18 protein-coding genes are annotated in these 19,392 nt (G+C 51.6%); 8 read left to right on the forward strand and 10 right to left on the reverse strand.

The window, feature by feature from the left end; translation table 11 throughout:
* The first annotated feature begins 163 nt into the window (after positions 1-163).
* Positions 164-469: a TMEM14 family protein gene (locus tag H6F80_RS20220; RefSeq protein WP_190793323.1), complete on the forward strand. Its 306-nt coding sequence runs from the start codon at positions 164-166 to the stop codon at positions 467-469.
* 314 nt (positions 470-783) lie between these two features.
* On the opposite strand, the gene H6F80_RS20225 is transcribed toward H6F80_RS20220, so the two are convergent.
* The 3 genes from H6F80_RS20225 to dapA form a co-directional block, all read right to left on the reverse strand.
* Entirely contained in the window at positions 784-1,074 is a 291-nt protein-coding gene (locus tag H6F80_RS20225; protein ID WP_190793324.1) for a Mo-dependent nitrogenase C-terminal domain-containing protein, read from the reverse strand.
* A 514-nt stretch (positions 1,075-1,588) separates the two neighbouring features.
* On the reverse strand, positions 1,589-3,346 hold the full coding sequence (locus tag H6F80_RS20230) for a ribonuclease J (RefSeq protein WP_190793325.1): 1,758 nt from the start codon (positions 3,344-3,346) through the stop codon (positions 1,589-1,591).
* 278 nt (positions 3,347-3,624) lie between these two features.
* Positions 3,625-4,518 (reverse strand): 4-hydroxy-tetrahydrodipicolinate synthase, encoded by an 894-nt coding sequence (gene dapA / locus H6F80_RS20235; protein WP_190793326.1) that lies wholly within the window; start codon positions 4,516-4,518, stop codon positions 3,625-3,627.
* Between the two features lie 69 nt (positions 4,519-4,587).
* Here dapA and H6F80_RS20240 point away from each other — a divergent pair, with 69 nt between their 5' ends.
* On the forward strand, positions 4,588-4,797 hold the full coding sequence (locus H6F80_RS20240) for a hypothetical protein (RefSeq protein ID WP_190793327.1): 210 nt from the start codon (positions 4,588-4,590) through the stop codon (positions 4,795-4,797).
* Positions 4,798-4,870: 73 nt separating this feature from the next.
* Here the strand turns inward: H6F80_RS20240 and H6F80_RS20245 are convergent, their stop codons facing one another.
* Positions 4,871-5,917: an aspartate-semialdehyde dehydrogenase gene (locus H6F80_RS20245; RefSeq protein WP_190793328.1), complete on the reverse strand. Its 1,047-nt coding sequence runs from the start codon at positions 5,915-5,917 to the stop codon at positions 4,871-4,873.
* Between the two features lie 406 nt (positions 5,918-6,323).
* Here H6F80_RS20245 and tig point away from each other — a divergent pair, with 406 nt between their 5' ends.
* The 4 genes from tig (at position 6,324) to H6F80_RS20265 (ending at position 11,572) form a co-directional block, all read left to right on the forward strand.
* On the forward strand, positions 6,324-7,871 hold the full coding sequence (gene tig, locus H6F80_RS20250; RefSeq protein WP_190793329.1) for a trigger factor: 1,548 nt from the start codon (positions 6,324-6,326) through the stop codon (positions 7,869-7,871).
* Positions 7,872-8,531: 660 nt separating this feature from the next.
* Positions 8,532-9,137, forward strand: coding sequence for an ATP-dependent Clp endopeptidase proteolytic subunit ClpP (clpP, locus tag H6F80_RS20255; protein ID WP_190793338.1), 606 nt, complete (start codon positions 8,532-8,534; stop codon positions 9,135-9,137).
* Between the two features lie 9 nt (positions 9,138-9,146).
* A complete protein-coding gene (gene clpX, locus H6F80_RS20260) occupies positions 9,147-10,481 on the forward strand; it encodes an ATP-dependent protease ATP-binding subunit ClpX (RefSeq protein ID WP_190793330.1) in 1,335 nt (444 codons plus the stop codon).
* 206 nt (positions 10,482-10,687) lie between these two features.
* A complete protein-coding gene (locus H6F80_RS20265; protein ID WP_190793331.1) occupies positions 10,688-11,572 on the forward strand; it encodes an alpha/beta fold hydrolase in 885 nt (294 codons plus the stop codon).
* Here the strand turns inward: H6F80_RS20265 and plmA are convergent.
* Positions 11,569-12,561 carry a transcriptional regulator PlmA gene (gene plmA, locus H6F80_RS20270; RefSeq protein WP_190793332.1) on the reverse strand — a complete coding sequence of 331 codons (993 nt, stop codon included), beginning with the start codon at positions 12,559-12,561 and terminating at the stop codon, positions 11,569-11,571. The two genes, H6F80_RS20265 and plmA, sit on opposite strands and share 4 nt — an antisense overlap.
* Before the next feature lie 169 nt (positions 12,562-12,730).
* Between plmA and atzD the strand changes: the two genes are divergently transcribed.
* Both atzD and H6F80_RS20280 read left to right on the forward strand, forming a co-directional pair.
* Positions 12,731-13,810: a cyanuric acid amidohydrolase gene (gene atzD, locus H6F80_RS20275; protein WP_242067474.1), complete on the forward strand. Its 1,080-nt coding sequence runs from the start codon at positions 12,731-12,733 to the stop codon at positions 13,808-13,810.
* A 182-nt stretch (positions 13,811-13,992) separates the two neighbouring features.
* Complete coding sequence (locus tag H6F80_RS20280; RefSeq protein WP_190793333.1) at positions 13,993-14,769, forward strand: dienelactone hydrolase family protein; 777 nt, start codon at positions 13,993-13,995, stop codon at positions 14,767-14,769.
* On the opposite strand, the gene H6F80_RS20285 is transcribed toward H6F80_RS20280, so the two are convergent.
* The 5 genes from H6F80_RS20285 to H6F80_RS20305 form a co-directional block, all read right to left on the reverse strand.
* Complete coding sequence (locus H6F80_RS20285) at positions 14,754-15,590, reverse strand: DODA-type extradiol aromatic ring-opening family dioxygenase (protein ID WP_242067475.1); 837 nt, start codon at positions 15,588-15,590, stop codon at positions 14,754-14,756. The two genes, H6F80_RS20280 and H6F80_RS20285, sit on opposite strands and share 16 nt — an antisense overlap.
* Before the next feature lie 11 nt (positions 15,591-15,601).
* Positions 15,602-16,996, reverse strand: coding sequence for an FAD-dependent oxidoreductase (locus H6F80_RS20290; protein ID WP_190793334.1), 1,395 nt, complete (start codon positions 16,994-16,996; stop codon positions 15,602-15,604).
* A gap of 147 nt (positions 16,997-17,143) precedes the next feature.
* Positions 17,144-17,332 (reverse strand): CDGSH iron-sulfur domain-containing protein, encoded by a 189-nt coding sequence (locus H6F80_RS20295; RefSeq protein WP_190793335.1) that lies wholly within the window; start codon positions 17,330-17,332, stop codon positions 17,144-17,146.
* Between the two features lie 128 nt (positions 17,333-17,460).
* Positions 17,461-17,916, reverse strand: a complete 456-nt coding sequence (locus tag H6F80_RS20300) for a MarR family winged helix-turn-helix transcriptional regulator (RefSeq protein ID WP_190793336.1) — start codon at positions 17,914-17,916, stop codon at positions 17,461-17,463.
* A 50-nt stretch (positions 17,917-17,966) separates the two neighbouring features.
* On the reverse strand, positions 17,967-18,995 hold the full coding sequence (locus tag H6F80_RS20305) for a hypothetical protein (protein WP_190793337.1): 1,029 nt from the start codon (positions 18,993-18,995) through the stop codon (positions 17,967-17,969).
* Between the last annotated feature and the right edge of the window lie 397 nt (positions 18,996-19,392).

Here is a 19,392-nt window from a genome sequence, read left to right on the forward strand (position 1 = left end):
TTCTTCAATGCGATAATGCGCGGAATCGCGGCGGTGAATTGAGATAAAAACGCCGAGTCAATCTGCGTAAAGAAAGATTTTAATCCCTGTCAAACTGCAAAAAACCTTTGCGTTTACTGGCATAATTTGCAGTCATTAACAACTTTATTTTTGGGAAGAAGCTGTGAGTTTAGATATTTTGGCAACCTATGTTTATGGCGTTTTAGCTCTGGTCGGCGGCGTTTTAGGATATACCAAAGCAGGCAGCACTACTTCCCTGGTTTCTGGGATAATTAGCGGTATTTTGCTGATTGTGAGCGGAGTGGCTCAGCAGCAGGGATTGAATTGGGGATTGCCTATTGCGACGATCGTGGCGATCGTTCTCGTGATCGTGTTCGCTGTGCGCCTCTTTAAAACTCGAAAGTTTATGCCTGCGGGATTGATGGTATTAGCAGGGGCATTAACGCTGCTGTCATTGGTATTTGGGTAAGCTGATAGGTTGCGCTGTGAATTCAGCCGTTCATTTTCGCGTTCCGTCAACCGTGCCAGAAAATATTGAGAAATTCGCTAATAAACTGTTCAAGATTTGCCCGTTTATTGTTCTCTTAGGCGTTTCGACGATCGTGCCTCGGTCTTGTTCGAGCGTTTCTTGATCCGATCGCTTCTCAAACTAATCTGACAGGGCTACCAAATTTTGTTTCTGGGTTTCGCACAACTAAAGTGAGTGATGCGAAGCAGTTTTTCCCGCTGGGCAATTGAATCAATTCGCGCTTTTGAATGAATGCCTGCTAGCAATGATGGCTGCTAGCAATAGCGGCTGATATCTTCGCCGCAAACGTCTGCCAAGTAGCACAACGCCCGGAAGCGCAAGCCCACAACCTGCTCGTATAGAGGGTTCAGCTTGCACATGGGTGGAACGTGAAACAACGTCCGTCCACAGAACTGAACATCACGCTCAAAGGGGCACTGCGCCGGAATCAGGCGGCAGATTTGGTGCGCCAGCTTCGGGTTTTGCAGTTCGATATTGTCAAGCCAGTGACGCAGGGGCAGCAGCAGGTCAACGGGTTGGTGATAAGTCGAATGAGATGCGTTCATGATGTTCTCCTTCTGGTGAAGTGATTTTAGAGAAGCGGGCTTTGGGGGATAGCGTGGCGAAAGGTAACTCTAGATTGGTGCTGCGATGAAGTGAGGTGCAGTTTGTCTGAGGTTGAACCTTGTCTTTAAATCTGTATGACCGGATCTACAAAAGCAAACCGGCTCAAATCGGAAACGATCGCAAAATTTGCAAGCAACTCATCTGCAAAGGAACTTAATTGAATCTAGGGCAATTTTGCCAAAACTCCCTTTAATCGATCGCCGTAATACCACTTAACTTTTAGGGTAGGGGTGGATAGTATGCGTAGATTTACGGTCTATGCTGCCGGCTGGATTGAATGCAAAGCATGAAGCACTCGGGGATTAGCGGAGATCAGCAGGGATTAGCGGGGATTAAAGCAGTTCTATAAAAGAATCAAAAAAAACGATCGCCCCAGAAAAAGGACGATCGCTTTAGTTCAATTGCTCCGATTCAATTCAAGATTCAGTCGCCAGATGCAGCAAACGACGGACATTAAGACGCAACTTTTGCAGTCGATCGCTGTCTACGGGCGGTACTGACAGGCTGCTCGGTTGGCTTTTGCAGCAGGAACAGCAGCGTTGGATTATTCTGAAGCTCACGTCGCAGCATTCGCCGGAGTTCCGTTTCGAGATCAACTCGCACCCGATCCCAGTCCACTTCGATCAGGCTGCCGATCGTGCGGCTATAGTCTGACCAGCGGCTATCCACCACAGTTTCGATCGTTTGCATGATCGACTGCTCTAGCTTAGCGGCTTCGATCGCCGTTGCCACACCGCGCAGGTGAATTTCGGGCTTCGCGATCAGTTCACCTTTCCAGCCCAAAGCAGCGGCGATCGTGACAATGCCTTCTTCGGCAAGCTGCTGCCGTTCTTTCAGCACCTGCTGATGCACCACACCCGCATGGGCAGAATCCACCAGTTCAATTCCTGAAGGAACTTTGTCGCTGATGCAGATGCTGTCCTGGGTTAGTTCGACCACATCACCGTTATCAATAATCACCATATTCTCAGCCGGAACGCCCATGCTCTGAGCCGTTTCGGAGTGTTTGACCAGCATTCGGTGTTCGCCGTGAACGGGCAGGAAAAACTTAGGACGGGTAAGAGCTAGCATCAGCTTCTGGTCTTCCTGGGCACCGTGACCGGAAACGTGGATCCCTTTATCGCGTCCATAAACGACCTTCGCGCCCTGCATCATCAGTTTGTCGATCGTGCCAACCACAGCGATCGTATTCCCCGGAATCGGGTTTGCTGAAAAGATAACGGTATCGCCCTCGCGAATCTTCACCTGACGGTGCGATTGATTGGCAATGCGGGTTAAAGCAGCCATCGGCTCACCCTGCGACCCGGTCGTGAGAATCAGCACCTTCTCATCTGGCATCTTGTTGACCATATTGAGCGGCACAAATAAATCGTCTTCGCACTTGATGTAGCCCAGGTTGCGGGCGTGAGCGATCACATTCAGCATCGATCGCCCGATCACTGCCACGGCTCGCTTGTGCTTCTTCGCCAATTCCAGAATCATGTTGACCCGGTGCACCGATGAAGCAAAAGTGGTGACAATCAAGCGTCCCTGAGCCTGACTGAACGTGCGATCGAGGTTGGGAAACACGGAACGCTCTGACGGCGTGAAGCCCGGAACTTCTGAGTTCGTGGAATCACTGATCAAACAGAGAACGCCCTTTTCACCGTGTTCTGCCAATCGCTGAAGGTCAAACTTCTCGCCGTCTACAGGTGTATGGTCAAACTTAAAGTCGCCAGTATGGATCACAACTCCAACAGGCGTGTGGATTGCCACGCTAAAGCTGTCGGCGATCGAGTGAGTGTTGCGGATGTATTCCACCAGGAAGTAAGTGCCAATTCGCACGATTTCCCGCGGTTGCACCGTTCGCAGCTCGGTTCGCTCTGCAACGCCTGCCTCTTCCAGCTTGTCTTGCAGCAGTGACATTGCGAGACGAGGACCATAAATCACAGGTACGTCGAACTGTTTTAGGTGAAAGGGGATACCGCCAATATGGTCTTCGTGACCATGGGTGACAATCATGCCCTTAATTTTGTGGCGATTTTCGCGTAAATACCTCGTGTCAGGCAGCACCACGTTAACGCCATGCATTCCATCAGTGGGGAACGCCAAGCCTGCATCCAGCAGCACAATCTCATCGTTGTATTCAAAGACGCAGGTATTCTTACCAATTTCGTGCAGTCCTCCGAGCGGAATGACTTTAAGCGCACTTGCAGAACCGTTTTGACTCATGTGTGGTTGTAACTAACTTTACTAGGTGTTGGTAAACGACTGGAAATGGAAAGAAGGAAAGCCTGAGCAATAACGTCAACAGGAGCCAGGTATTGCGGACAAGGACGATCGCCAAAGGCAGGAAATAAAGCAATCAGCCCCAAAACGTACAGAAAAGGCTTGAGTGATGTTGCATCAACTTGCTTCGCGTCAGTCTTGATTAGGGTTCGCTTTATCGGAATTCATTGGTATTTAATTGTCTGAAACTTTATAGGCAGCCGACCTGCAAAGGTTTCCAGTTATGCTGCCTCCAGTAAGCCCAGATCGGTCATTGCGGTCTTAAGCAGCATCTCAAAGTTGGTAGAGTCTTCAGCGAGAGGCAGGCGTGTTGAGCCAACCTGCCATCCCTGAAGTCGAAGTGCCGCCTTCACAGGAATGGGATTTGTCACCGTGAAGAGTGCCTTAAACAGGGGAAATAGCTGGAGGTGCATCTGAGCTGCCACTTGAACCTTTCCCTGCTCAAACGCTTGAATCATCTGCTGAATCTGCGAACCGACTAAATGGCTTGCAACACTGACAACACCATAGCCGCCTACAGCAAGAATCGGCATCGTCAGCGAATCATCTCCAGAGTAAATCAAGAAATCAGGGGACGTAAGACGGCGAACCTGACTAACCTGGTCGAGATTCCCGCTTGCCTCTTTAATGGCGACAATGTTTGGAATCTCAGCCAGACGGGCAACCGTTTCAGGCAAGAGGTTCTGACCAGTCCGTCCAGGAATGTTGTAAAGGATCATAGGCAGTTCGGGACTTGCTTCAGCGATCGATTTGAAATGCTGATACAGCCCTGCCTGCGGAGGTTTGTTGTAGTAGGGAACGACCTGAAGCGTCCCGTCTATTCCTATTTTAGAAGCTTTTTGGGTGGCTGTAACAGCTTCATGGGTGGAATTTGACCCTGTGCCTGCAATAATTTTGGCTTTGCCTGATGTTGCATTCTGCACTGCCTGAAATAAATCGTGTTCTTCGCTCCAGGTCAGCGTCGGAGATTCGCCCGTTGTACCGCAGACTACCAGTGTATCTGTTCCATGAGCAACCAGGTAAGCAGCCAGCTCTTCAGCGACCGCGTAGTTGACACTGCCATCTTCCTGAAATGGCGTAATCATTGCGGTTAAAACTCGTCCAAACTCGGTCACACGCGACGCACTCCTCATTGAGCGATAAATATTAAGCGATAAACAATTCAGCAAGTTAATCGGCATGGGTTGAGCGATTGGCTAGACCTGGCGAAGCAGTTTCCCCTTCGGGTCATTGGGCAGGAATTCGATCGACCCTCGATCGCGCTCAATGCTCAAAAGACTGCAATCCTGTTCCTAAAGTGCCATGCTCTGCTTTGTAATGGGTTAGGCAGAATGGTTTGGGCGGTTGCTTTGCAAGTCTCGCTACAGAATGATCGCCGTAACCCCTCAATTTAATTTCTGGGGGCAATACCTCACCCTGTGCTAACACATCCTACACAAGCGGCAGTCAATCTACCTAGCGCACCGTCTAGCGCACTGTCGCCACTGGCTCAGCAGGACGAATTAAGTTTTGTGCTGCCAGCAACTCGGCAATTTGAACCGCATTCAGGGCGGCTCCCTTGCGAATTTGATCACCGCTGAGCCACAGCTCTAGACCATTCGGGTTTGAGAGATCTTGGCGGATGCGCCCAACTAAAACATTGTCTTTGCCGCTGGCTTCGATCGGCATCGGGAAGTAGTTGGTTTGCCAGTTTTCAACGAGCTGGACTCCCAGAGCCTGAGCTAAGATTTCGCGTGCCTGAACTACGCTAAACGGCGAAGCAAACTCCAGGTTAATCGCTTCCGAGTGGGCGCGGAGTACGGGAACCCGTACACAGGTCGCTGTGATCCGCAGATCGGGCGCACCAAAAATTTTGCGCGTCTCGTTCACCATCTTGAGCTCTTCCTCGCAGTAGCCCGATTCGCTTAGCGGAGAGTTATGCGGAAAAAGATTAAAGGCAAGCGGGTAGGGAAAAATCTCAGCCTGGGGTGTTTCTCCGGCAAGAATGGCGCGGGACTGCACCTTGACTTCTTCCATTGCTCTCGCTCCGGCTCCACTGGCAGACTGATAAGTGGCAGCAACAATGCGCTGAATGGGCTGCACCTGATGCAGTGGATACACGGCAACGGACATTAGAATTGTCGTGCAGTTTGGGTTAGCAATAATGCCTTGATGCTGGGCGGCTGCCTCCGGGTTAACTTCGGGGACGACCAACGGCACGTCGGGATTCATGCGAAACGCGCTGGAATTGTCGATCATTACTGCGCCAGCGGCAACGGCTTTAGACGCAAAGGCTTTCGAGACAGAGCCACCCGCCGATGCCAGCACCAAATCAACCCCGTCAAACGATCGATCATCTACGGGCTGCACAGTTAAAGTCTCGCCGTTGAACTTTACCTGCTGCCCTGCCGATCGCGGAGAAGCAAGCAGCTTGAGGTCTGCGATCGGAAAGTGCCGCTGCTCTAACAACTCTAGTAGTTCGACTCCAACGGCTCCGGTTGCGCCCAAAATAGCAACGCGATATGTCTTGAGCAAATTAATCTCCTCCGTATAAAGAATCAAATTTTGTTTTTTAAGCTGATTTTCAATCTTAGTAGACTAAAGAATTAGGGCTGCTTTTAGAAGTTAAAGAGACGATCGGTGAAGTGAGATAAAGAGAAGTTTAAATTAATAATAAGTTTAACTTGCCCGTCTTAGCTCATCTTAAACTTTTTAATCTTTAACACCGATAATAGCTGACTTTTGCTGCACAGCTTCGCTCTGATACCTAATAATTCCTTGCTAAATTCTCATCTGCTCAATAAATCGGCATATGGGCAGATTCTCACAACCTCGCTCGTGATTCAGCATCAGGATAGGCCAGAATCAGTTACCATAGCTAATTGCGGCAGCGCAAAATCAAAGCTCAGCCGTCTAGAAGTGACGATGTGACGAGAAAACGATGAAAGTAACCCAGGAAAAACTGCCCGCGAGTCAGATAGGTTTGCAGATCGAAGTGACCCCTGAGATGTCACAACAGGCATATGACAAAACATTGCAGGAGTTCACCCGCTCTGTCAATATTCCTGGGTTCCGCAAGGGCAAAGTGCCGCGCCAGGTTTTAATTCAGCGATTTGGCTCGGAGCGCATTAAAGCCGCCGTTGTTGAGGATCTGGTGCAAAACAGCCTGAAGCAGGCTCTAGAGCAGGAGAAGATTGACGCGCTCGGTAATTTTGAGCTGAAATCGTCGTTTGAGGATTTGGTGGCTCAGTATCAGCCCGGGGCTGCCCTTAGTTTCTCCGCTGCGGTAGATGTGCCGCCCACGGTGGCGCTGAAGGAATACACCGGGCTGACGGTGCAGGCAGAAGAAGTGAAGTATGACCCAACGCGAATCGAAAGCACGCTAGAGGACTACCGCAAGCGGTCGGCGACCCTGGTTCCCGTCGAAGACCGTCCGGCAGAAGAAGGCGACCTTGCTACCGTTGACTTCAAAGGACGCCTCACCGCTGCAGACGCGCCCGAAGGCGAAGAACCGCCCGAAATTCCCGGCGGCAGCGCAGAAGACTTTGAGATCGAGCTATTAGAAGGCAGATTTATCGAAGGCTTTATCGACGGCATGATCGGCATGAAGCCTGGTGAAACTAAGGAAGTCCAGGCACAGTTCCCCGAAGGCTACCCGCAGGCAGATCTGGCAGGCAAGCCAGCCGTCTTTACCGTGACGATGAAAGAGCTGAAGGGGCGGGAACTGCCGGAACTGGACGATGACTTTGCCCAGGAAGTGAGCGAGTTTGAAACGCTAGAAGAGCTGCGCCAATCGCTCGAAAAGCGTTTTCAGGAAGAAGCCGATCGCAAAACTAAGGACAACAAACAGGAAGCACTGCTGAACGAGCTGGTGAACCATATCGAAGTAGAGCTGCCTGAAACCCTGGTCAAGCGGGAAGTTGACCACTCGATTACCCAGACGGCAATGCAAATGAGCCAGCAGGGAATGGACGTGAAAAAAATGTTCACCCCTGAAATCGTTGATATGCTGCGGCAGCAGGCGCGTCCAGAGGCAATCAAGCGGCTGATGCGAACCCTGACGCTGGGAGAAGTCGCGAAAGCACACTCGATTAAGGTCGAGGCAGCAGAAGTCGATGCAAAAGTCGCTGAGTTGATCGAGGGTCAATCTACGGAAGGCGTCGATATGCAAAAACTGCGCGAAGTCGTGGAAGAAGACCTGCTGAAGGACAAGATTATCGACTGGCTGGAGCAAAACAATACAGTTGAGCTTGTGCCAGAAGGAACCCTGAAGAAGGACGAAGACGACGAAGATCTTGAGCTTTCCGAGGAAGACCCTACTGAGGAAACCTCGGCAGCAGAAGAAACGATCGAGGTCGAAGCATCAACCGTCGAACCGGAAGCCGAACCGGAAGTTGAAGCTACACCAGAAGCCACGGCGGAAAGTGCAGCCGCCGCTGCTCCTGACGCAGAGCCTAAAAAATCTCAGTCAGGAAAGTCAAAGAAATAGTTGAGGAGCAATGGGCGCTCGATCGTTTTACCTTATGCTTAAGCGTAATCCTGCGAAACGATAAGCCCTGAAACGGTAGTCCTCATTTTCCTCTATGTTTTCTCGGAACGGGTGAAGGGGAGTCAGCGTTGTTGGCAAATCTTCTACCGTTCCACTGGAGGAACCGAGCTGAGAGAATCCTAACCCCTGCTATCCATTGCGTCAGCAGAGCATTGCGTTAAAGCAGTCGCTGAGGCTGTTTTGTAACATCGCTTTAGATTGAATGTAGGATGGCAGTAGCATCACGATCGATTACCTTATAGAGGAAATTGCTTCTAGGGGAAATTGATAGGGGAAATTGCTTCGCATCGCTCAAAGTTCGATTTCCTTGGAGCCGGATTGCCCATATTTATTGGTGAGATGAGTGCTCAAAAGTCAACTGTCGGGAGATTCACAGGGTTTGCTTCGAGAGCGTCTTGGTCTACCGTTGATAAGAGTTGTTGAGCCTGTCACGTGCCAATTGTGCTTGAATTTGTCAGAATGAACTCACGACACTTCATTCCTGCTATGGCTAAACCTCAACTTCCTCACTCCGATCTGCTCAGCATTCGGACTCCTCAAATTACATCGCTTGGCAGCCATCCTGTAACGAGCGCATCCATCTCTGGCGGCGTTGTGCCGATGGTGGTTGAGCAGTCTGGGCGCGGTGAGCGAGCCTTTGACATCTACTCACGGTTGCTGCGGGAGCGGATTATCTTCCTGGGCACTCAGGTAGACGATACGATTGCCGATGCGATCGTAGCTCAACTCCTGTTCCTCGATGCGGAAGACCCGGAGCGCGATATTCAGCTTTATATCAACTCGCCGGGTGGCTCTGTAACGGCGGGGATGGCTATCTATGACACAATGCAGCAGGTTCGTCCTGATGTCGTGACTATCTGTTACGGTCTAGCTGCCAGTATGGGGGCGTTTCTGCTTTGCGGGGGCGCAGCCGGGAAACGGCTTTCACTGCCCAATTCCCGCATCATGATTCACCAGCCGCTCGGTGGGGCACAGGGTCAGGCGGTGGATATCGAGATTCAGGCGAAGGAAATTCTTTACCACAAACGTACGCTCAACGAGCTGTTGGCTTATCATACTGGACAGCCGCTCGAACGAATTGAAGCGGACACGGAGCGCGATTTCTTTATGTCTGCCGAAGAAGCCAAGAACTATGGTCTGATCGATCAGGTGATTGCGCGTCAAAATCTGCCGATGCCCGGTGAATCGATTGCCGCTGTGCAGTAAGGGGAAAATATGTCAAAGTACGACTCCCATCTCAAGTGTTCATTCTGCGGTAAGTCGCAGGAACAAGTCCGTAAGCTGATTGCTGGACCTGGAGTATATATCTGTGACGAATGTGTAGACCTCTGCAATGAGATCTTGGATGAGGAGTTGTTTGACTCCAGTGCGACAGTTCCTCAGCCTTCTGCCCGTCGCGAGAGTCCGCCCGAAAAGCGACAGGTGCGTGCGTCTAGCCTTAACTTGAGCCAGATTCCGAAACCCAGGGAAATCAGAAATCACCTGGACGATCATGTAATTGGTCAAGACGAGGCAAAGAAAATTCTCTCGGTCGCGGTTTATAACCACTATAAGCGTTTGACCTATGCTCAGTCGAAGGGCAGCAAGGGTGATGATGCGATCGAAATCCAAAAATCCAACATTCTGCTAATTGGTCCGACGGGCTGCGGTAAAACCCTGCTAGCGCAAACTCTGGCAGAAATGCTGGATGTACCCTTTGCGGTCGCCGACGCCACGACGCTGACCGAGGCAGGCTATGTGGGCGAAGACGTTGAGAACATTCTGCTGCGGCTTCTGCAAGTGGCCGATCTGGACGTAGAAGCAGCCCAGCGCGGCATTATCTATATCGACGAAATTGACAAAATCGCCCGTAAGAGCGAAAACCCCTCGATTACCCGCGATGTATCCGGCGAAGGTGTACAGCAGGCACTCCTTAAGATGCTGGAAGGAACGATCGCTAACGTACCCCCTCAGGGCGGACGCAAGCACCCTTATCAGGACTGCATTCAGATCGACACCAGCAATATCCTGTTTATCTGCGGTGGTGCGTTTGTTGGTCTGGATAAGGCAGTCGAGCAGCGGATTGGTAAGAAAACGATGGGCTTTATCCAGCCAGGCGAAGGTCAATCTAAGGAAAAGCGTGCCTCGGATGTGCTGAAGCACCTGGAGCCGGATGATATCGTCAAGTTTGGAATGATTCCTGAATTTATTGGACGGGTTCCTGTCATGGCCGTGGTCGAGCCGCTGGACGAAGATGCTCTAACTGCAATTTTGACCGAGCCGCGCAATGCTTTGGTGAAGCAATACCAGAAGCTGATGCGGATGGACAACGTGCAGCTTGAGTTCAAGCCGGATGCGGTTCGTGCGATCGCCAAAGAAGCCTACCGTCGTAAGACCGGAGCAAGGGCACTGCGAAGCATTGTGGAAGAACTGATGCTTGACGTCATGTACGAGCTACCTTCCCGTAAGGATGTGACGCGCTGCGCTATTACCCGCGAAATGGTTGAGAAGCGATCGACTGCGGAACTGCTGGTGCACCCGTCGTCGCTGCCGAAACCGGAATCTGCTTAAGGAGATTGCGTTTTTGATTTCTCTCTGAGGTTTGTGCTGCAAAGAAAGGTTGGGTCTGGTTGGACTCAGCCTTTTTCGATTTCAATTCAAATGTGAGTGGAATCGATCGCTAAAGAAATTCCATCGTTCGGAGGGAGCCGTTCGCTCATCCTCTAGGATATTAAATACAAAAAGTACAAATCAAACGTTCGTTGATATTGCTGACCATGCCCTATCTTGAAATCCGGGGAGTCAATCACTACTACGAGTGGATTAGCAGCCCCACCACCGCAAATTCTGAGCAAAAGCCGAATCCTGATAAACCGACGATGGTGTTTATTCATGGCTGGGGTGGCTCGGCACGCTACTGGGAAACGACGGCGCAGTCAATGTCTGACCGTTTTGACTGCCTGCTTTATGACCTGCGGGGATTTGGTCGATCGCGCTTTACTCGTCCGGTGGCAGAAGCAGTGGTGGCGCTCGGCTATGAGCTAGAGACCTATGCAGACGACCTGGCAGTATTGCTCGATCGGCTTCAGTTGAACAAAGTGTTTCTTAATGCTCACTCGACTGGCTCATCGGTTGCCGTGCTGTTTATGAACCGCCATCCAGAGCGGGTGGAGCGCACGATTCTCACCTGTCATGGCGTGTTTGAGTATGATGAGCGATCGTTTAAGGCGTTTCACCAGTTTGGCGGCTATGTGGTCAAGTTTCGCCCGACCTGGATGAGCAAGATTCCGGGAGCCGATCGATTATTTATGCAGCGGTTTTTGCGGCGATCGATTCCGCGTGAGGCAAGCCGCGCCTTTCTGGAAGATTATTTGATGGCAGAGCAGGAAGCAGCGTTGGGCACGATTTATACGGCTGTAAGCGAGCGGGCTTCGATCGAAATGCCAGAGGAGTATCGCAAGCTGCACATTCCGACGCTGCTGGTCTCTGGCGAATATGATCAGATTATTCCCGCCGCACTGGGGCAGACTGCTGCCAGCCTCAACCCAACTTACGTAAAACAGATTGTGATGCGCGAGACGGGTCACTTCCCGATGCTAGAAGACGAAGCAACTTATCTCAAAGAAGTTGAAGCCTTTTTACAGCCGGAAGTCGTGGCTTAATCCAAGCCAAGTTCGCGCTTCAAGAGATGAATGGACTTTTCGCCGATATAGTTCTCGCAGCAGATAATGACCGGAGCGCGAATTAAATCTTCTCTGGCGGTTGCGACAGCTGCTTTGACTGCGACCCCGCTTGCCTGATCAAAGCTAAAAATCGTTTGGGCACTGTGGACGATCGCATTCAGCTTATAGGTATCGTTGGGCTGGGTGGTCATAATCAGCAAATCGTCCCCTCGCAGGCTGTTTACAATCACTTCGGCAGCGCGCAGAATGCCGCCACTGAGACTGACCAAGCCCAGGCAGCTATCTTGGGGCAGCTTCAGCAGTTTTTGAATTTCGTGCCCATAGTCGTAGATGTCTACGGGAATGACGCGCACTGCTTTGGGTGAGGCGATCGACTCAGCGGCTCCAATGAAATAGCGGCTGGTAACAACCGTGCCCGATCGGGTCTGATCCAGCACTTGAGCCAGTTCTTCTAGGGGGACAAGCTGCACCGGAATCTGGAGAGCGTGCTCTAGTTCGTGTGCCATCAGTTCGCCTGCGCCGATATCCTGCTGGGGAGCCGTGACCAGGACTCGCGCACTGCATCGGAGTCGCCAGTCAATTTCAGCAAGGAAGAGTTCTCTTGCCTGAGTCAGGGAGCAGCCGTGATTCAGCAAATCGTCGAGGCTGCGCTGCACTAGCTTATATGCCTGCGGGTATTGCTCGACCAGGGGCGATCGTCCTTTTGCCATGTTGCCGCCTTCGTCACCCTGCGCCCGTACATAGATTCCGGCTCCGGCTCGCGCATCAACAATGCCGTCATCCTCAAGTTGGCGATAGACTTTGCTGATCGTGTTTCGGTGCAGTCCAGTTTGCATGGCAAGCTGGCGGGTACTGGGCAGCCGATGACCGGGCGGAAACTGCCGTGAGGCGATCGCAAAGCGGATTTGGTTATAGAGCTGGGTCGATGCCGGGATTTCGCTATCGGGTTGAATCCGGAACTGAACCATAGCAGTCTCCAAAGAGGGTAAAGCGTTTAACGAAGGAAGAACACTGAAAGGTAGCTACAGAAAGGATAGACGGCATTTCGGGCAGGAGAGCGCAGAGGCGAAAATCGGCGGAATTGCTGAGATGATGTTGAGGGTGAGATATAAGGCGATCAGTGTGAGGCGAACCCCCATGAAAATACCCATGAAAGTAGGAGTTTACAAAATTCCGCAAAGTAGCCCTGATGATTTGGCCGGGTTACAAAAGTTAATTGAAGACGAGGTTAATCCGGCGACGATCGTTGCCATTATGGGAAAAACCGAAGGCAACGGCTGTGTTAATGATTTTACACGGGGTTTCGCGGTTCAAACGCTGAAGACATTTTTGAGCCAGCAGATTGGCGATGGCGAAGGGAAAATGGCTGAGAAGACAGCCGAGGAAATTATTTATGTGATGTCGGGCGGCACAGAAGGCGTGCTGAGTCCACATCTGACAATTTTTACTCAGGAGCAGGTTGAGCCAGATATGCCGCACCGCTGGGGTCTAGTGCTGGGGGTGAGCCGAACGCGAGACTTTTTGCCGCAGGAAGTGGGAACCGTGGCAATGGTGAAGGAAGTTGCCGATGCGGTGCAGCAAGCGATCGATTCCGCAGGATTAAACAAAGCCGACGTGCATTTTGTTCAGATCAAATGTCCCTTGGTCACTGCCGCTCAGCGAGAACAGTCCGGGCAGGCGGGCAGCAGCTATCAGTCGATGGCATATTCGCGGGGAGCTTCTGCGCTGGGCGTGGCGGTTGCTCTGGGAGAAGTCGATCTGGCTCAGTTAAGCGATGCAGACATTTGTTCAAATTACAGCCTTTACTCCTCGATCGCTTCGACTTCTGCGGGGGTGGAGCTGCAAAACTGCGAGATTATTGTGATGGGCAATGCCAGCCATTCTGCCAGCGAGTTTGTAATTGGGCACAGCGTCATGGCTCACGCGCTCGATCAGGATGCGGTACGGCGGGCGATCGAGCAAACTGGACAGCCGATCGATCGAATTGTGAATATCTTTGCGAAAGCTGAAGCCGATCCCGCTGGCGCAATTTTGGGACGCAGACACACGATGCTCGATGACTCCGATATTAACCATACCCGGATGGCGCGTGCAGTCGTGGGAGCCGTTGTGGCTTCTGTGGTGCAAGACCCGATGGTGTATGTATCAGGGGGCAGTGAGCATCAGGGATTGCCGGGAGGTGGACCTGTGGCAGCGATCGTGCGGGTAGATGGATAGATGGGAAGGGGAGGAGATAGGGAGATAGGGAGATAGAGAGATAGAGAGATGAGGTAAAGAAGCTGTAGGTTTGAAAGTTCTCCAGAATTGCGGGACAGCAAGGGAAATCGGGGGGACACAGGACAAGCCTTTTGTTACTTTTCAAATATTCGCAAGCAGTCACGCAAGCAGTAAAGAGTGAGATGGAGATTCAGACAAACCAAGTTCAGATTAAGAACGGTGATTTGCAGATTGCAGCTTATCTGGCAGAACCCGTATCGGAGTCAGGTTCAGAAAGTCAGCGTCCGGCGGTGATTGTGATTCAGGAAATTTTTGGGGTGAACAGTCATATCCGTGATGTCACCGATCGCTTTGCACGGCTGGGATATGTGGCGATCGCGCCTGCCATTTATCAGCGATTGGCTCCGGGGTTTGAGGCAGGCTATACCGCAGAAGACGTTCAGCTTGGGCGCAAATACAAAGAGCAAACGCAGGTAGATGAGCTGCTGAGCGATTTGAGCAGCACGATCGCTTATCTGAGCGCAAAGCCTAACGTCAGTTCGGCGGCGATTGGCTGTATTGGTTTCTGTTTTGGGGGGCTAGTAGCATACCTGGCGGCAACTCTGCCAGAAATCAAGGCAACCGCTTCTTTTTACGGCGCTGGAATTCCGGTCTGGAGTCCGGGTATGAGTTCAGAGAACGGTAAGCCAACAATCGCCTATACGCCAGAAATTAAAGGCACACTCTATGGATTTTTTGGCATAGCGGATGCCAGTATTCCGCCGGCTCATGTGGATCAGATCAAGGCGGCTTTGCAGCAGTCCCAGATTCCGCACCGGATTTTTCGCTATGAGAATGCGGCGCATGGGTTCTTTTGCGATCGACGATCGAGCTATCAGCCAGAAGCGGCGGCAGATGCCTGGAATCAGGTGCAGGAGCTATTTAGCCGCCTGTTGGGCGCAGGTCAGGCGAAGGCATAGCTTGCCATACTGAGGGAACCGTAGGTGAAATTCGAGTGAAGCTGAACGGGCTGATTCCCGCCTGCTCCGGCAGCCACAAAAAGCGGTAGCAAATGTTCGTCGGTCGGGTGGTTTTCGATCGCAAAGGGAGCCAACTGGCGATAGTTCAGCAGGTCTTCTATTTTGCGTTGGGCGATCGTCTTGCTGATCCACTCGTCGAATGCAACTGCCCAATCCGTAGGTTCTGCTTCAAAGTTGTTGCGGGTCAAAGCTCCTAAATTATGAGTCAGCGAGCCGCTTGCGAGAATCAGCACATTCTGGTCACGCAGGGGGGCGAGTGCCTGTCCGAGCTGGAAATGATAGGCAGGATCGCGGCGGGGCTGGATCGATAACTGCGTTACCGGAATCTCCGCATCGGGATACATCAGTATCAGGGGTATCCAGGCTCCGTGGTCGAGCCCGCGATCGGGGTGGGTTTGGGCTGCAAATCCGGCCTGAATCAGCAGCGATTTCACTGCTTCCGCCAGGGCAGGCGCACCGGGAGCGGGATACTGCATTTGATACAGCTCTGCTGGAAAGCCGCCAAAATCATGAATTGTCGGGGGCTGCGCTGCGGTGCTGACGATCGGTTCTGTCGAAAGCCAGTGAGCTGAAACGACGAGAATTGCGCTAGGTTTGCCGATCTGGGTTCCAAGCTGCCGATAAAAGTCAAGCGATCGACCAGAATGCAACACCAAATCGGGCGAACCGTGGGAAACGAAAACGCTGGGGAAGCTCATATCAAAATCCTGTACCAAACTCGGATGAAGGGCAGAACCGTGAACATTACAAAGCGTGAACATTACAAAGAACGTTATCGAGAACGAGCGGAATAAGTTTTGTTTTGCGTTGAGGAATCCTGAAGCGAAGAGCGAAGAACAGCAGCCGGAATGCGATCATGCCGCAAATGATTGGACATCCAGTGAATTAAAACAAGAATGCGCTGGCGCATGCCGGGAAGAATAAACCAGTGAAAGCCAAGCCACAGCAGCCAGGCGGGAAATCCGGTCATGGTGAACTTGCCGCGCTGCACCACTGCCCGAAATCGGCTCAAAATTGCCATTGTGCCGCGATCGTTGTGCCGATAGGGAAGCGGAGGCTGTCCCTGCATTTGGCGCAGAATGTTTTGGGCAACGGCTTTGCCTTGAGCATCAGCAGTGGGAGCCAGCATGGGTAACGCCTGGTCATTCCAGCCCACTTCTGCCAGATCGCCGATCGCGTACACTTTGGGGTGCTCTGGCAAATTTAGCGAGGCTAACGTAGCTGCTCTGCCGCTGGGTGCGGTGGGAAGCCGCCACAACTCCGGCACTTTCACCTGTATGCCGCCCGCCCAGACGATCGTTTCTGCCTCAATCAAATTCACGTGATCGCCTGTCTGAAGATCGTCCGTCTGAAGATTGCCCGTCTGAACCGTGATTCGACCTGCCTTAACCTGAGTCACCCTGCTATGCAGCCACACTTCTACCCCGAGCCGTTTAAGCTGTCGTTCGGTATAGCGGCTAAGCCGAGGAGCCATTGTTTCCAGGAGCCGATCGCCTGAATGCAGCACCATTAACCGAAACTGCGATGCGAAGCCCTTCCCCTTGAGGGGCGATCGATCGAGCATAGAATAGTCTTTGCTCAGCCCCTCCTGAATCCACTCGGCAAGCGATCCGGCAACTTCGACACCCGTTGAGCCGCCTCCAATCACGGCAAACGTGAGTAACCGCTGCTGATGCGCCGGATCAGGCTCATTCACGGCCTGTTCAACACGAGACAAAATGTGATTACGAAGCTCGATCGCCTGAGGCAGAGTTTTGAGCGGCAGCGTGTGCTGTGCTGCTCCGGGAACTTCTGCATGAGTGAAACTGCCCGTTGCCAGAACCAGATACTCAAAAGAAACCTGTCCTGCTGAGGTTTCAAGCCTCTGTTTGTCCCAGCGAATTGCCTGCACGTCGGCTTGGAGAAACTGAACCTTGGGGGACGATCGCAGCAGTCGCCGAATCGGAATTCCCACCTGATCTGGCTCTAGCTCTGCCATTGCCACCTGATGCAGAAACGGCGTGAAAAGGTGATAAGGCTGGCGATCGATCAGCAGAACTGAAACTCCCTGCCGGGCAAGAGTGCGTGCTGCCTGAATGCCGCCAAATCCCGCACCCACGATCACAACTGGATTACCTACCGGGTCACGCACCGAATCACCTGCGCTGCGATAGCCTCTGGCACTCACGGCAAATTCCTCAGAAATGGCTGGATTTGAGACAGGCTACTTTCATTTTGAACCGAAACCCTGCCAAAAACCCAGCCGCAGGGGAAGCAGATTCCTCATTGGGACGATTTTGGGACGATCGAATTGTGCTTTGCAAAGGCGCGACTTTTAGCGAACGATCGCCTCGCCCGGAGCCGTAATTTCAACGGTGGCAGGTGCGGTCAGCTCAAACTGCTTTGGTGTAAAGCCAGAGCCTTTGTGTGCGCCATTGCAATAGGGAAAGTTTTCGGACTTACCGCAGGTGCAGAGCCAGTAGGTTCCTGCATCAAGTTGCAGGGTCAGAGGCAGTTCAGGCATCGGAGTTCTCCTTAAAATTAATTGTTTAAAGCCAAAAAGTTTGAACTCGTACTTTCTACTAAAGCTAATCTAGCATGAATTAGTTTGGTGTCAAACTATCTTGTTCAAAGAATACTGCTTATCCAGGCTTAAGATCGCTCTGTAAATGCCGATCGCACACGCCCCAACAAAACCCGCAATAGCTCTAATTCCGAGGTTTCTAGACGATCGAATCGCTCCTGAAGAAACGCCATGTGGTTTGGAAAGATGTCGTGGAACAGGGCTTCTCCTGCCGCTGTCAGCACGACTTTAAAGCAGCGACGATCGCCTTCCGGGACTTCTCGCCGTACTAATTGCTTTGCTTCCAAACGATCGACAATTCCGGTCAGCGTTCCTTTTGTGACCAGCGTTTTTTCTGCCAGATCGCTCATCGTCATGCCGTCTGTGTTGCCTAAGGTAGCAATCACGTCAAACTGGCTTGCCGTCAACCCATAGGTGCGAATTTGTGCCTCATCAATCGAAGAGAAAGCCTGATAAGTGCGAACAAGCTCTCTCAGAACAGGCAGATAGGAATATTGAGTTGTGGGATGAGGAGAATCGGTCATGGCGGCAGCAGAATAGTTCTAACTCAAATTATATGAGTTCAGGCAATCCACTAATCTGCAAATCCCAGAATTAGCCCAAGGTGAGTAATCAGCGTCAGCAGCATCACAAACGCTCCTAGCGCACTGACGCTACAGGAAAAGAACTTGATCGATCGCCCTGTGTCTTTCAGCAGCAGAATAGTTGTAGCTGTTCCAAACATCACGGTTAAGGGAATCCTCAGCCACCAGCCTTCCGGAATGACTGAAAGAACGATTGGGAAAAAGAACCAGGAGAGAAATGCAGTGGCAAATCCCATCAGCAAACTTGTCACTGCTTTCAGGGCTGGGCGGGTGCGCCGACTCACATAAAAACCTGTCAGAATTGACCCCAGCGTGCCAGCCGCGATTGTGATGATGGGAAGCACAAAACGCCAAGTCGATTCGTTAATGCCGTACTGCGCCAGCGTTGTGTAAGGAATTCTGGCAAGCACAAACCAGGTCAACAAAGCCAGACCAAAGCCACTGCTCAGGCTGGTGAAACTGCGAGTGAGGAGGTTATCCTCCAGCCAGTTCAACCCGATCGCAAGTGCCGCCCCGATCGCTGCGATCGCCCAGCCCCCGATCCAGATAAAGCCTTCTGCGCTAGTGCCCACCAGGTTAGTCAGCCAGTATTGTCGCTGGAGAGCCTTAAGTTCAGGAACTGTCAGTCCCAGATTGGTGGTGAGCGAATAATAAGATAGAACGCCACGCTGGGTCATATTGCCGCCTTGCGCTGCCTGACAGTTTGTTGCCTGACCTGCATAGGTCGCACGGCAGTTTTGCAGAAAGTAAATATAGTCTTTGCCTTGGTCAAACGTGATCTGGAGGGGCTGCTCTTTTAAGGATGCCTGACAGCGAAATTGCTGGTTTTCATCTGTGCAGTTGAAAAGACGATTCGGCAGATGCACTATCGGAGCTGAAGAACCCGGATCGATCATGATTCCCATGAACGGCGCATTCGATCGTGCTGGGGCAACCTCAACCATTAGCAAGACGATCGTACAAAGCGTAACCAAAAATAATCCGATGGAAAAATAGAGCGCAAATCGGGATTGACGCATAAGAACTCAGGGGATTGGAGGATAAAGGCGATACAGATTGGTTTCCTGAGAGACAATTACCCCCCACGGAGAACTGCTTCCCATTGACGCACCCCTGTTAAAACTTGTTCTAGCTTTGTGCTGCTCTTGATGATTACTTCAAAGTTATGGTTTGATTCAAAGTCTTTATAGCTCATGCTACTCTCTCACCTGCAAGCTGCCACGCCACAAAGCTTTAAGGGAATGTTTGGAGAGATTCGTAACCTGAATAGCTCTCTGGCTACCTAATTTTGGGAAGAATCTTGCCTATTCGCAGATTGCAAGGTCTCCTAAAGTTGAGGAATTTGGGGGACATCAACGCTCTGGAAGTTTTCACCCCCTTTCTTGGAATTAAACTCCCTCTCAGGTTGCTTGCCTA

Origin of the sequence: Leptolyngbya sp. FACHB-711 (genome assembly GCF_014695615.1) — a bacterium.
In the GTDB taxonomy this organism is placed as follows: Bacteria; Cyanobacteriota; Cyanobacteriia; order Elainellales; family Elainellaceae; genus Leptolyngbya_A.